10 protein-coding genes and 2 tRNA genes are annotated in these 15154 nt (G+C 35.8%); 8 read left to right on the top strand and 4 right to left on the bottom strand.

What is annotated here, in order from left to right; translation table 11 throughout:
- Positions 1-17: 17 nt before the first annotated feature.
- The 4 genes from HQN83_RS17740 to HQN83_RS17725 are packed head-to-tail and all read right to left on the bottom strand — an operon-like array spanning position 18 to position 2874.
- On the bottom strand, positions 18-1115 hold the full coding sequence (locus tag HQN83_RS17740; RefSeq protein WP_173091838.1) for a serine hydrolase domain-containing protein: 1098 nt from the start codon (positions 1113-1115) through the stop codon (positions 18-20).
- The gene (locus HQN83_RS17735) at positions 1115-1855 is read right to left on the bottom strand and encodes a head GIN domain-containing protein (RefSeq protein WP_173091836.1); all 741 of its coding nucleotides are present in this window, start codon (positions 1853-1855) and stop codon (positions 1115-1117) included. Before HQN83_RS17735 ends, HQN83_RS17740 begins: the two co-directional genes overlap by 1 nt.
- Positions 1856-1900: 45 nt before the next feature.
- Entirely contained in the window at positions 1901-2608 is a 708-nt protein-coding gene (locus HQN83_RS17730; protein ID WP_173091834.1) for a DUF2490 domain-containing protein, read from the bottom strand.
- Positions 2609-2652: 44 nt separating this feature from the next.
- Complete coding sequence (locus HQN83_RS17725; RefSeq protein ID WP_173091832.1) at positions 2653-2874, bottom strand: hypothetical protein; 222 nt, start codon at positions 2872-2874, stop codon at positions 2653-2655.
- Positions 2875-2976: 102 nt separating this feature from the next.
- Between HQN83_RS17725 and HQN83_RS17720 the strand changes: the two genes are divergently transcribed.
- The 8 genes from HQN83_RS17720 to HQN83_RS17685 all read left to right on the top strand — a co-directional run bounded on the left by HQN83_RS17720 (position 2977) and on the right by HQN83_RS17685 (position 15148).
- Positions 2977-3050: transfer RNA gene (locus HQN83_RS17720), tRNA-Ala, on the top strand.
- Positions 3051-3145: 95 nt separating this feature from the next.
- Positions 3146-3228 (top strand) — tRNA-Tyr (locus tag HQN83_RS17715).
- 256 nt (positions 3229-3484) lie between these two features.
- On the top strand, positions 3485-4672 hold the full coding sequence (locus tag HQN83_RS17710) for an ROK family protein (RefSeq protein WP_173091830.1): 1188 nt from the start codon (positions 3485-3487) through the stop codon (positions 4670-4672).
- 117 nt (positions 4673-4789) lie between these two features.
- Positions 4790-8146: a SusC/RagA family TonB-linked outer membrane protein gene (locus HQN83_RS17705; RefSeq protein WP_217277421.1), complete on the top strand. Its 3357-nt coding sequence runs from the start codon at positions 4790-4792 to the stop codon at positions 8144-8146.
- A 19-nt stretch (positions 8147-8165) separates the two neighbouring features.
- Entirely contained in the window at positions 8166-9767 is a 1602-nt protein-coding gene (locus tag HQN83_RS17700; protein ID WP_173091828.1) for a SusD/RagB family nutrient-binding outer membrane lipoprotein, read from the top strand.
- A gap of 63 nt (positions 9768-9830) precedes the next feature.
- A complete protein-coding gene (locus HQN83_RS17695; RefSeq protein ID WP_173091826.1) occupies positions 9831-10409 on the top strand; it encodes a redoxin domain-containing protein in 579 nt (192 codons plus the stop codon).
- Positions 10409-11743 carry a cytochrome c gene (locus HQN83_RS17690; protein WP_173091824.1) on the top strand — a complete coding sequence of 445 codons (1335 nt, stop codon included), beginning with the start codon at positions 10409-10411 and terminating at the stop codon, positions 11741-11743. Before HQN83_RS17695 ends, HQN83_RS17690 begins: the two co-directional genes overlap by 1 nt.
- A gap of 54 nt (positions 11744-11797) precedes the next feature.
- Positions 11798-15148, top strand: coding sequence for a VCBS repeat-containing protein (locus HQN83_RS17685; RefSeq protein ID WP_217277420.1), 3351 nt, complete (start codon positions 11798-11800; stop codon positions 15146-15148).
- The last annotated feature ends 6 nt before the right edge of the window (positions 15149-15154 follow it).

Genomic DNA, 15154 nt, shown 5'->3' with positions numbered 1-15154 from the left:
CGGTTAAGGTTATATAGTTATATTTTTGTTTCAACGGTTTTTATCAGTTTTTCAAGGAGCTTAAATATTCCTTTCAAGGTATCCTCAGTTGCAGAATTGGCCATAATGATGTAGGCAACATTCTTATCCTTGTTAATTAATGTATAGCAATAAAAAGTGCCTGCAGAGCCAGCATGTTCAGATGAGTGGTTGTCTGGTTTATTTACATTAAGCCAGCCTATAGCATAGTCCTTTAATCCATAATGGAGGAAATTATAAGTTTCTGGTTTTATAAGATTGTTTTTACCTCTTAAACCGGCTAAGTTCATCTGAACAAATTTAATGTAATCTGCTATTGGCATGCTGATATCTCCGGCAGGCTCAATAAGGTTTAAATTATAATCTGTGTGAGGGGATAGGGGAGTTAGCTTGTTGTTCTCAATCCAATGTCCCCATGGCTGGTTCACATCAGTTCGGTTGGGCCATTCTAATTTATAATTGAGATGAAGTTTTTTTGAAAGAACCTCATCTAATAATTGTTCCCAGGTTTTTCCACTTGCCTTTTCGAGCATAGTAGTAGCAACACTATATCCTGCATTTGAATAGTTGTAGGTTTCATTGTTCTTTTCCAATGCATCATTTTCGATCAGGTATTTTACAAACAATCTACGTTGTTCAGCCTTGGTGCCTGTAAATTTAGGTAATGATTGAAACTCTACACCACTGTTATATGGTTTAACGTGTGCTCGGTGCGACAATAAGTCGAGCAGTGTAATTTCATAAAAAGCAGGGTTGGCATCTTTTTTCCACTCAGGGAATAGCGTAAAAAACTTTGTTGTCCAGCTAATTTTTTTGTTTTCAACCAAGTAACCGGCAATAAAGCCGGTTATTGCTTTTGTATTTGATCCCAGGTGAAAGTAATCGTTAGCATTAGCTTTTGTCTCTGCATTTTGAAGATCGGATCTTCTAAAGCCTAAGGTGTTTTTTATCAACACACTATCGGCGGTAAGCGCGGCGTAACTTAGCTCCGGTATTTCACTTTTAACTCTAATGCTATCTGCAAAATGAGCCAAATCCTGACTTTTGGCAGAAGAAAAAACAAGCAGAAAAGTTAAAAGGAATAAAGCCTGTTTCATTATAGCTCGCTTACTCCTCCAGAGCCTATCACAGTTTTTTCGATAGTTGGATTTCCTTTGTAATAAACATTACCCGAACCACTAATGAATGCTTTAATTGTGCCGTCTGTTTTAATGCTAACTGTGCCTGAACCGCTGATTCTTGTCGACAATCTGTTGGTAACTAATTCTTTTCCATTTAGATGTCCTGATCCGCTGATGGTAATTTGTACAACATCTGTTTTACCGCTTATGTTTAGATCGCCTGAGCCACTAATAACTCCGGTTAGCTTATCTGCATTAATACTCGCTTTTATGCTTCCTGAGCCACTTAGGGTCGTTGTAAATTCACCACTGGTCAAAGCTCCTGTTACAGTTATGCTGCCATTGCCGCTCATAGTTAAACTGGTAATGTCTTTTGCTGTTACGTAGGCAGTAATGGTTTTGCCTTCATATTTTTTTGCCCAGCTTGTCCAGCTTGTTTTCGGGCGGATTACAAGGATGTTGCCTTTAACTTCACTTACTAAAGTAGAAATAGCTTCGGCATCACCTTCAAATTTTAAGCTTTCGGTATTGCCCATTTTAATGACGACATGAATTGGCCCACCGGCAGCTATACCGGTAAAGTTTTTTACATCTCTGTCATCAGAAGAAGGACGAGTAATTTTATCGATATGAGGTATGGTTGAAACAGTATTTTTAGAAATTGCATTGAACCCAACTGTACATAGTAAGGCGGCAAACAGAAATGTCTTCTTCATCTTTATCTTAAATAATTTTTATTTTTCTAAATAACGAAATAATATCTAAAACCTTGTGTAAACAGCAAGCTGAATAGCGTGATTCATTGTAGAATTATTGAGCCCTTTGGAAGTTTGGTTTAAATATCCAGCTTCTAAATCGAATTTTTTGTTGAATCTATATCCTGCTGCACCATAGGCACGATTTTGATCAAATACATGACCGTTAAGTTCTTCTTTATTTTGAAGGTTTAAAAAAACTTCATTTTGTAAGGCAACAAATGGGCCTTTTTGAAAGTCCTGCTGTCCCTTTTTTAGTGGAAGAATAAATCTTAAGAAATATCTGAAGCGTTGTGAAAATAACTCATCTGTGCGATATCTTTCTATAAAGCGCTGTTCTGTTCTGAACCTGTGAGTGGTAAGTATGGTGCTTATTTTATGTTTATAAATGTATTGCTGCCATATTCTGTGCTCAGTTAATTTATTGTCGCCGAATTCATTTTTTTCTATAAAAGTTTCGTTTAATAAGTATCCTAATGTTACTTCATTTTTATTATTTATGTAATAGGTTACTCCGGGTCTGAACATGAAATTCCTTAGCTTATCCATATAGTTAATTGATCTTAACTGGACATCAAGGTGGGCACCCCATTTATCGTTTATTTTGGTAGTATTCATTAAGAATAGCCATGCGCTATTTTGTTTTATAGTTTGGGCAAAGCCTGTAGTGCAAAGGAAGCATAATGCTGTTACCAGGAATATTGAAAGACGCATAAATTATTGTTCTGTTTGTGTGTGTTGCTAAAGTAAGAACAATTTTATTCTATCATGTGGTCTTCTTTTAGTTTTTTAAGAACCTTATCTAGATCCTGTTCCTTTATTGTGATAATAACTACCCCGTCCTTTGCTTTCTCACCATGTAATTGTATGGCAGCTTTGTTTTTAATAACTTCGATCGAGGAAATCTGGTCGGGATAAATTGCTTTAAGTGGACTAAGCATAGCGTTGCCGGTGTTAATAATGTATAATGGTTTTTTCAAAGGCGTTAAGAATCTTCTGATATCTATTTACATATTTAATTTGCAGGGTTTCTAAATTTAATTACTTTTGCCGCTCAGGTAATTTTAATTACCGTTAACCAAGGGGGATTAGCTCATTTGGCTAGAGCGCTTCGCTGGCAGTGAAGAGGTGATCGGTTCGAATCCGATATTCTCCACCCATTGAAAGCTTCAGGTTTTCCTGAAGCTTTCTTTTTTAACCAGCTTAACTTTGCTGGAAAACGTTCTCAGTCGAGAACTGAAAAGATAAGTTGGGGGGATACCAGAGTGGCCAAATGGGACAGACTGTAACTCTGTTGTCGCAAGACTTCGAAGGTTCGAATCCTTCTCCCCCCACTCAAATAGAAAAGCCTTTCAGTGAAAACTGGAAGGCTTTTTCGTTTTAAGACGTCTCTCATCTCGGTGATTTTGATGGAGGCTTTATCCTTTTTAATTGCTTTTTTTCTTTTTTTGATGGTAAGCTGTAGCGCTAAGTGAGATAATTGTGGTTTCTGATTAATTATTTATCCAAAACAGGCGATGTAATTAAATTTTTTAAAAAGTTTGCATTTCTTTTATTTTTTTTCTAGTTTTATGGAAACTAAACTAAAAAATGTCAGCAACAATTAAGAAAGCGCAGCAATTAAGGGCTGACATAATCAAGCAGCTTTATTATAAAAAGAAATCGTCGCTCATTGATTTAAGTAAACGGACTAAAAAGAGTTTGCCTTTAATAACATCAGCTGTAAATGCTTTGATGGGGGAGGGTTTAATTATCGAACAGGGGTTAGCGCCATCTACGGGGGGGCGTCGTCCTTTAATTTTTTTATTAAACCCCAATTATAAACGGTATATAATAGCTGTAGCCATGGATCAATTAACTACTCAGTTAACAATATATGATTTGTCGAACCAGCAGGTTTTGCCAACTCAGGTGATCGATTTGGACATGACTATGAGTAAAAGCGCAGATGCTTTGATTGCATTTATTGATGAATGCATAAAGAAATCATCAATTGATAAGGAACATTTTTTAGGTATTGGTATTGGAATGCCTGGCTTTATTAATGCAGAAAAAGGGATGAACTATTCCTTTATGCAAGTTGAAAATGATATAAGTCTGCAAGCTTATCTCTCTAAAAAAATAGGTTTACCGGTTTATATAGATAACGATTCAAGTTTGATAGCCTTGGCTGAATTAAATTTTGGGGAAGCAAGAAATTTAAAAGATGTGCTAGTGGTTAATATTGGTTGGGGTACAGGCTTGGGTATGATTGTTAATGGTAAATTATATCGGGGCAGTAGCGGTTACGCAGGAGAATTCAGCCATATACCCTTGTCTAATTCGAATACTTTATGTTCTTGTGGTAAGCGGGGATGTCTTGAGGTTGAAACATCTCTTTTGATAATGGTTCAGAAAGCGGAAAAAGCAGTAAAAAATGGTGAAGAAACCAGTTTGAAAACTCTTTTTGAAGATAAAAGTAAAAGCCATGCGGATCATTTCTTAAATGCAGTCATAAAGCAAGATCCTCTTGCCATTTCTATTTTAGCTGATGCAGCATTTCAGATTGGTAAAGGTTTGGCCACTCTAATTCATATTTTAAATCCTGAACGAATTGTATTAAGTGGACGGGGTGCCAAAGCGGGAAAAATGCTTCTTCCTCCTATACAACAAGCACTTAACGAATTTTGTATACCTCGAATAGCTGAGCAAACCGAAATAATCTTCTCTACTTTAAATGATGAGGCTGAGTTATTAGCAGCTGCCAGTTTAATGGTGGAAAATAGTTTATTCAATTGAAAAATCTAATTAATATAAATGTTTAACCAAAACCAATAGTATATGCAGAAATAAAAGAAGATTCATGAACTATCCCTAATTATCCTAAACTAATGTTAAACTAAACAAATTAAAATTATGAAAAAAATGTACTTAAAGTGCTTTAGTCTGCTGTTGTTATGTTTCTTAACAATAACAGCTTTTGCACAAAAGAATATTACTGGCACAGTAAAAGACTCGGCTGGTAATCCCATCCCTGGGGTAAGTGTTCTCGAAAAGGGAACTCAAAATGGAACTTCAACCAACGCGGAAGGTAAATTTGTGCTATCGGTAAAAGACGGCGCCAAATTGATCTTTAAATCTATTGGTTTAGTTAGTCAGGAAGTTGCGGCGACATCCAATCAAACCATTGTGATGGTTGATGATACCGAATCGCTTTCTGAAGTAATTGTTACTGGCTTTGGTGTTAAAAAGGAAGTAAAAAGACTAAGTTATTCAGCAACAGCTGTAGGTGGTGCCGAATTAACTCAAGCAAATAACGCCAACGTGGTAAACGCTTTACAAGGTAAAGTAGCTGGTGTTATGATTAATCAAGGTGCGAGCGGCCCTACCTCTTCTTCTAGAATTAGAATAAGGGGTAATACGTCGTTGGGTACAAATACGCAGCCTTTAATCGTTTATGATGGAATACTGTTGGATCAAGGTACTTCAGGAGCCGACTCATGGGGTGACGCTGCAGATTTCGGTAATATTATGAAAAATATTAACTCTGATGATATTGAGAGTATTACTGTATTAAAAGGAGCCGCTGCATCATCATTGTATGGTTCCAGAGCTGCTGGTGGAGTATTACTAATTACTTCAAAAAAGGGTAAATCTACGAAAGGTTTGGGGGTAACCATATCTCAAACTAGTTCTTTTGATCATGCCTATAAATTTGTAGACCTGCAGAATGAATATGGAGGTGGAATTTCTCCGGTATTTGCTAAAGATGCTAACGGGGTAGATATTGTTGATCCATCTGCGGGTTACTACGTAGGTGGTTATTCTTTTGGTCCTAAGTTAGATGGTAGAATGGTAAAGGATTTAGACGGCGTAATGAGACCTTGGGTAGCCAATAACCCTTTAGATTATTTTGAGACTGGAAAGTTTATCAATACAAGCCTATCGGTTGAAGGTGCTGTTGACAATACAACCTATCGTTTAGCCTATACCAATTTAAATAATTCAAGTGTTTCACCTGGAAATAGCTTAAAAAGAGATGCATTTGCATTAAGATTGACCAGAGAAATATCAAAATCAGTTTCAGTTGATGCGAGTGTAAACTACACGATGTCGAATTCATTTAATCCGGCAAGACAAGGAAGCGCTAGTAATCCCTTGTTTGCACTGACATACTATAAACCTAGAAACGTTGATTTAGCAGCCTATTTATACAACAATATCAATCCTGTAACCGGGGGAGCGCTGGGTTCGAGTGATAGAAATCACTACGATCCTTACGGGATAGGATCATTTGCTTATGCACTTGATAATGACAATAGGACTCAAAAGGAAAATAATTTATTAGCAAATATTGATGTAAATATTAAAATTCTTCCTTGGCTTTCGGCTTTGGTAAGAACAAATACTAACTTTTACAATATTGCTTACGAAAGAAAAAACAGAGGAGCTGGTGTTGCATTTGCAGGTGGAGATTATGAAGTATTGCAAAATACGAATAAATCCTATCGTGTTCAAGGCTTGTTAAACGCAACTAAACAACTTTCAAGTGATTTTGAATTGAATGCCTCAATAGGAGGGGAAACTTATCAAAAAAACCTTAATAACTCTGCATTTTATAACAGATCGTATACTAATGGCGGACTTAAAATTCCTGATCTTTATTCCATTTCAAATTCTTTAAACCCAGCATCAACAACTGCTTATCCAAATCTTGGTGAACGTACGGATGCAGTTTATGCGTATGGAGATATTACCTGGAAAAACATGCTAACCTTAAATTTTAGTGCAAGAAATGATTGGTCGTCTACACTTACGTATAGAGATGGTCATGGTAATTACTCATACTTTTATCCAAGCGTTGGTTTGTCATGGATATTTACTGAATTACCGGTGTTCAAAGATAATTCAATATTGTCTTTTGGTAAGTTAAGAGCATCATACTCTTATACGGGATTATCAGCTAGACCACAGAGTACTAATAGCGATGGTTACTTTAAACTACAAGATGGTACTTTTAATAATGCTAATGGCGGTAATCAACCAGTTTATGGATTTAGTGATAATATTCTTAAAAATAACAATTTAAAGAATGAGCTAACCAAAGAACTTGAAATTGGTACCAATTTAGGATTCTTCAAAAACCGTTTGAGTTTTGATGTTGCTTATTACAAGAAAAACTCTTACAATCAAATCTTAAGCTTCTCTTTACCACAGGAATCAGGAGTTAGTTCACAAGCTTTAAATGCAGGTAATATCCAAAATCAAGGTGTTGAGGTATTGATAACCGGTAAGCCAATCCAATCAGCAGATTTTAATTGGAATGCGTCGGTTACTTTTACACGTAACAGAAACAAGATAATAAAATTGGCCCCTGGAGTTGATAATTATGACTTAGATTTAGCTTTTGGTAACGATATTACTTCTGTTGCCAGAGTAGGTGAACAATATGGATCGTTGATTACAGGTTCTGCCTTTTCATATTATCAAAAGAAAGATGCGAGCGGTAATCCAATTGCCAGCCCAAGTAATGGTAAAAAAGTAATAGGTAACACTGGTTACGGAACTACCGGTGGTTATTACACTTTTGTTAGATCACAAGATTATGATGGTACTAAGAAAAATTTAGGAACCATGATGGAAAATTACCTTGCCAGTACAAGACAAGAGCTATCTTACAAAAACTTTAATTTAAGTTTTCAAATTGACGCCAAAATTGGCGGGTTAATGGCTTCAGGAACCCATCAATATGGATCAGCAAATGGTTCATTTAAAAATTCACTATTTGGTAGAGATGAAGGTTCAGGAGGAGTAAGTTATACCGATGCAAATGGCGTAGTACAACATGATGGTATCATTCCGGATGGGGTATTGAACGATGGGTTAAAAGCTAATGGAGTAGATTTAGGCGGAATGACCTATGCCGATGCAGTTAAACAAGGCTTGTTAAAACCAATACCAGCTTATGCGTATTATGAAAATTTAAGTCAATGGTCTAGTGGTATAAGAGAGTATTCTGTATTTGAAAATTCTTGGGTAGCACTTCGCGAAGTAACGGTAGGCTACTCAGTACCAAGTAAATATTTAACTAAATTAAAAATAAATACTTTAAGCCTGAATTTAACCGGTAGAAATATAGCTTATCTATATAAGACAGCTAAAGATGGTATAAATCCTGAAAGCATTTTTAGCAATAGAGCAGGTGCTTTTGCGGAGTATGGCGGTTGGCCTTTGGTAAGAAGCTTAGGTTTTAATGTCAAAGCGTCGTTTTAATTATTTAAATAATACAGATATGAAAATTATAAATAAAGCAAAATATTTTTTCCTGATGGGTTCAACCTTGCTTGCAATGAATGGTTGTAAAAAGGATAGCTTTGTAAAGGCAAATTTAAACCCTAATACACTGTACGAAGTTAAACCCGAAGATCAATTTCTTAGAGCTGCAGTAGGCTCTCAAGATGATTTCGAGTACTTTGCTGACGTGTACCGCGCTGCAAATCTTTGGATGCAATACAGTACTCCAAGCACTGGAAATGGATTGAATTTTAACAATGTAGGCTCGCAATTTAATACGCGTTACGGTAAAATATTCTATGGTAGATTGGGCCCAGCTTTAATTGATGGGATAAAAAACATAGAATCAATGCCTGATGCTGATAAAAATGCTAGAGTGCATATGAAAGCAATTTCACAAATACTCTTGTCGTATTATGCATTTTATGTGAGTGATATCAATGGAAGTATACCTTATACCCAGGCTTTTCAAGCAAGGTATGGTGGTACCATAACCCCGGTTTATGATACACAACAGCAAATATTTGCAAAAGTGGATGAAGAGTTGAAAGCAGCGGTAGCTACTTTGGAGACTACGCCAGGAGGCCAAATCAGTCTTGGTGCAAATGATCCGTATTTCAATGGAGTTGTAGCGAATTGGGCTAAAGCAGCAAATGCTTTGCGCTTGAAAATAGCTATTCGCTTAATGAAAGTTGATCCGGCTAAAATGAAAACAATTGCAACGGAAGTACTAGCTGATCCTATGCAAATGGCTGATGTTAACGATTCGTGGATGCTTAAGGTTGGACCTTCCTATGCAGATGGTGGTGGAAACTTTAACCCTGGAAATTTTGCTGCAGGTAAACCTGTTTTAGATTTTCTTGTAGCAAAAGGAGATCCTAGATTGGCTATCTATTATCGTCCAAATGCGGCAGGAAATTATGTGGGAAGTTTTACCAGTCCTGATGAAGCAAAATTGCCTGCTAATGCACCGTTGTATGCTTCATTAGATAATTTTTCGCAATTGCAACACAGGTTGTTTACACCTAATTATAATGAGCTTGACGGCGAGGGTGCTGGTAAAGGCAAAGGATTTTTTCCTGTACTAACTTATGCCGAATATTGCTTTCTCCGTGCTGATCTTGCAGCCCGTAACGTGACTACAGATGTGGCTGAAACATGGTATAAAAATGGCGTATATGCATCTATTAAATTTTACAGTGATAGAGCAGTTGATGCGAATGTAACAGGTTTTACCGCTGTAACTGGTCCTGCAATTGATGCTTATTATAATAAAGTTGGAGTTAAATTTGATGCAGCTAAAGCTACTGATCAAATCGCATGTCAAGCTTATCTGGATTTTTACAGACAGCCGTTAGAAGCTTGGGCTTGGTGGAAAAGAACTGGTTTCCCTAATACTACATCAGTTTTGGCATGGTCTGAACTAAAAGCGAATGGAACACCACTTATTTTAGCGCGTAGAGCAGGTATAGACTTGTTAAGCACAACTAACTTAAACTATGCAAATCAACAAACTGCATTGGCAGAAATGGCTAAGAATCCAGATTTTGGCAGTGGTCCAAATGATGCTTTTGGTCGTGTTTGGTGGGATAAAAAATAATTGTTAAATTAAAAAGCCCTTAATAATTTTATTAAGGGCTTTTTTTAATCAAAAACCATGAGATTGTTTATTGTTATTCGCTTAAGTTTTTTGCTCTCAATAGCCGTTCTTCCTGTTTTTATAAAAGCTCAGGAAAAAATGATCTCTCCTGCAAAAATAAATTCGATTAAATTAATTGATTTAGCTGGTAAGGAAAGTCGAATCAATTTAAGTAAAGCAGTAGTCTTTGTGTTTTTAAGCCCCGAATGCCCATTATGTAAAAACTATTTACCCGGTTTGGTAAAACTTCACAATGCTAATAAAGACATCAATTTTTACGGTATAATCCCAGGTACCAGTTATTCATTAAAAGAAATAAATGAACTTAAAAATGAATATGGTATCAACTTCGATTTATTAACTGACAAGGAAAAACGATTGTCAAAATATTTAGGAGCAACGACTACACCTGAGGTTTTTTTAATCAATAAAATGGGGGCAGTAACTTATAGCGGACTAATTGATAATTGGTCTTCGGCGTTAGGGCAAAAACGCTTGGTAATTACCGAAAAATATCTTGAGCAAGCTATAAAAGACCTCTTAGATGGTAAACAAACATTTAAAAAAACTATTCCTGTAGGCTGTCTAATTAACGATATATAATGAGCTCAAAATCTTTACTGCTATCAAAAATTATTACCATTGTAATTGGGGTATTCATTTGCACAAACAACGTAAATGCCCAAAAAATAACTTACTATAAAGATGTTGCACTCATTATTCAGAATAAGTGTCAGTCCTGCCATAGGCCTGGAGAATCTGCTCCATTTTCTTTATTAACTTATGAAGACGTTGCGAAAAGAGGCTCTTTTATTAAAAAAGTAACACAATCTGGTTATATGCCGCCATGGAAACCAGATAATCACTATAGATTATTTAAGAATGATAGATCATTAACGAATGAAGAAAAACTAACTATATCTAAATGGGTTGATGCAAAAATGCCGATGGGCGATATCAGCGAAATGCCCAAAACAGCGGCTAAAACATTTATAGAGGGTACCCAGTATTCCAGGAAGCCTGATCTTGTTTTACAAACAATTAAACCATTTAAAGTTATAGGTGATAATAAGGAACGGTTTATTGTTTTTAAAATTCCTTTTGATATTGGTGCTGAAAACAACGTGGAAGCAATGGAGTTTTTTTCATCCAATAAAAAGGTAATACATCACGCCAACTTTGCCATTCACCCTGTAGCAGACGATATTGAAATTAACCAGGGTGCCGATTATTTAAACTTAACAGAGGATGATAGGACCAAATACTCGCAGTATTTTCCTTTTAAAAAAACAATGACCTATTATGGAGGATGGATTCCAGGAACATCTTATGAATCTTATCCAAATAATTTTGGATGGGTTATGCCTAAAAGGGGTGTCATTTTATTAACTATACATTATGCTCCGGTTTCAAAAGATGAAGAATGTATTTCCGGAATAAATTTCTTTTTCAAAAAAACACCAATAGAGCGAAAAGTTGAGGTCATTAGCTTAGGTTCTGCCGGCGTAGGCGAAAATTCTATTGAGCCTTATTTTTTCATTCCTGCTGATTCAATAAGAAAGTTCGAACTAAAAATCACGACACCACAAGATCAATCGTTATTATACATTTGGCCACATATGCATTACTTGGGTAAAATATTCAAATCATATGCAGTAACACCTCAGAAGGATACAATACAGCTTGTCTCAATCCCCTCTTGGGATTTTAGATGGCAAGAAATTTATCAATTTAAAAGTTTAGTGAAAATCCCTAAGGGCTCTGTGTTAACAATAGAGGGTACTTACGACAATACAAAGAGTAATCCCAACAATCCCAGTAATCCGCCTCGAAATGTTTATTCGGCCAATGATATGAAGTCTACCGATGAGATGATGACCATGTTGCTGGTGTTTTTACCTTATAAAGAAAATGATGAAAAAATAGTGTTGAAATAAAGGCTTTCCACTACCCATTTAATTCAATTTTGGCTTGATTTAATAATAAGTACCATGAAAATAAGGATATGGCTATCTGCACTTTTTTTCTTAATGCTAACTGTTGTTGTTAATAATGCTAATGGACAACAGCCTTTATTTACCTTACTGCCTGCAAAAGAAACAAATATCAGTTTTGTAAATAGAGTAATCGAAACTGATTCGTTACATGTTATGAACTACGAATATCTGTATAACGGATCAGGAGTTGGTGTAGCCGATTTTAATGGCGATGGTCTGCCTGACATTTTTTTTTCAGCAAATGGAGCAGATCATAAATTATACCTTAATAAGGGTGATTTAAAATTTGAAGACATTACCAATAAAGCAGGTGTAAGAGGGAATGGTACTTGGGGAACAGGAGTTAGTATAGCTGATGTAAACGGAGATGGACTGCCTGACATATATGTTTGTCATTCAGGGAAATTTCCAGATGATAAACTCAAAAATGAATTGTTTATTAATCAGGGAATAAAAGGAGGGATACCCACTTTTAAAAACATGGCTGAAGTTTATGGCCTTGATGCAATAGGAACTCAATCTACACAGGCAGTTTTTTTTGATTATGACAATGATGGTGATTTAGATATGTTTTTGCTAAATCATTCTAACCAAACTTATAAACCTTTTTTAAATACTAAAAAAGTACGATCTACCCCAAATATGAAATATGGGAATCGTTTATTTAGAAATGATTCTAAAAACAATCAACCTCATTTTGTTGATGTTACCTTAACCTCGGGGATTATAAACAATGCATTAAATTTTGGCCTAAGCGTATCGGTAAGTGATTTAAATAATGATGGCTGGCCTGATATTTATACCACTAGTGATTATACCGAGCAAGATTGCCTTTACATTAACAATAAGAATGGGACTTTTTCCGAAAGTATCCGGAAATCAATTAAGCATATCTCAAAATATTCAATGGGTTCGGATATTGCCGATTACAATAACGATGGTCGACCTGATATTGTCACTCTTGATATGCTGCCAGAGGATAACCATAGACAAAAACTGCTTAAAGGACCGGATGAATACGATCAATATCACCTATTAATAGACAGTGGATATTATAACCAGCAAATGAGAAATATGTTACACTTAAATCAAGGTGTTGCTGAGGATGGTAGTTTGCGTTTTAGTGAAATAGGCCAGTTAGCGGGCATTTCTAATACAGATTGGAGTTGGGCATCTTTATTTGCTGATTTTGACAACGACGGTTGGAAAGATTTATTTATATCCAATGGCTACTTAAGAGATTTTACCGACATGGATTTCTTAAAATATACTGTTGCCAATGCACAAAAGGAATCACTTAAACAGGGAAATTTAAACTTTCAAACCTTTGATTTGGTGAAAAAAATGCCCTCAAACAAAATCTCAAATTATATTTTTTCCAACAATCATGATTTAACCTTTACCAACAAAACGGTAGAGTGGGGAGTTTCAGCACCTTCCGTTTCAAATGGTGCTGCTTATGCCGATTTAGATAATGATGGTGATCTGGATTTAATTGTTTGTAACATAAACGCACCTGTAATGGTGTACAGGAATAATTCAGAATTACTAAAATCAAATTATTTAAAAATTGAGCTTATCGGGGAAGGATTAAATACGGCTGCAATAGGTGCTAAAATTTATGTTAAAACAAACGATAACCTACAGTATCAGGAGAAGTATGTGGTACGTGGTTATCAATCTAGTGTAAGTCAAGTCAATTGTTTTGGTGTAGGTAAATACACTAAAATAAATTCGGTTAAAGTAATTTGGCCGGATGGAAAAGAGAGTTTTATTGAAAATGTACAATCGAATCAGACATTAACTTTTAATCAGAAAGAGGCAGTAATTAAAAAGGAGAATATTGCTAAAATAAAACCTCTTTTTGTAGATAATACGTTAGAGTCGGGGCTAAAATTTAAACATAACGAAAACGATTTTATAGATTTTAAAGTAGAAACCCTTTTGCCATATCAATTATCAAAATTTGGCCCGGCCTTAGCCAAGGCCGATGTTAACAAAGATGGAATAGAAGATGTTTTTATAGGAGGGGCAATTGGCCAGGCTGGTCAGTTATTTTTAGGTAATAAAGAAGGGAATTTTAACCCTTCATCAAGTCAGCCCTGGGATGAAGACAAAGTGAGTGAAGATGTAAATGCAGTTTTTTTTGACGTAAATGGAGATGGGGCACCAGATCTATGGGTTGTAAGCGGTGGAAATGAATACGATGAAAATGCTCCTGAATATCAGGATCGATTGTATATAAATGATGGGAAGGGTGGTTTTAGTAAGGCCAAAGATGCATTGCCAAAAATGTGGAGTAGTAAACAGGCTATTAGTGTTGGTGACTTTGATAAGGACGGAGATTTAGATGTTTTTGTTGGCGGAATGAGTAAAGCGGGGTCTTTCCCATTATGCAGTAAGAGCTACTTATTGCGAAATGAATCAAAAGGAGGAGAAGTAAAGTTTAGCGATGTAACCAGCCAACTTTCTCCTGATTTGGAGTACGCAGGTATGGTTGTAACAGCTTCTTGGCTAGATTTGAATAAAGATGGGTATCCAGAGTTATTAATTGGTGGAGATTGGATGCCATTAAAGAAGTTTAATAATGAAAAAGGAGTTTTGAAATATGATAAAGACTCGGGTTTAGAAAATTCGGACGGTATGTGGAGTAAAATCGTGCCTATGGATGTGAATAATGACGGGGCAATTGATTTTGTTGTAGGGAACTGTGGCTTAAACAATCAATTTAAAGCGAGTAGTAAGCAGCCAATGACCATTTATGCTTCAGATTTTAATAATGATGGTGCATTGGATCCGATTATGTGTTATTACATTCAGGGAGAAAACTATCCAATGGCATCTAGAGATGAGCTGCTTGATCAGATGGTCCAATTAAAAAAACGTTTTTTAAACTATAGCTCCTACTCGGATATAACAATAGATAAGTTATTTACACCAGAGCAGTTGAGCAAAAGTCAAAAATTTTACTGCAAACAACTCGAAACATCTATTTTATTAAATGATGGAACCGGGAAATTTACGATTAAACCTCTTCCAATAGAAGCGCAATTTTCGAGGACATGGGGTATAGTTGTGGATGATTTTAATAAGGATGGACATGGTGACATCCTTTTGTCTGGAAATTTTTATCCCTACCGGGTTCAGCTTGGTCAAGAAGATGCCGGTTTGGGCTTACTTTTAGTTGGAGATGGTAAAGGTAACTTTAAACCAGTGCCTCCCTACGATTCTGGATTGTATATAGATGGCGATGTTAGAAATATCATTGAGATTAAAGGAGAAACCAAAAAAATTGTTGTTGTTAAAAATAATGATAAAGTTCAGCTTTTAAAGGTTGTTAATTAAAACGAA

The sequence above is a fragment of the Pedobacter foliorum genome (genome assembly GCF_013266735.1).
Taxonomy (GTDB): domain Bacteria; phylum Bacteroidota; class Bacteroidia; order Sphingobacteriales; family Sphingobacteriaceae; genus Pedobacter; species Pedobacter foliorum.
This window is presented reverse-complemented; position numbering and strand designations above follow the sequence as displayed.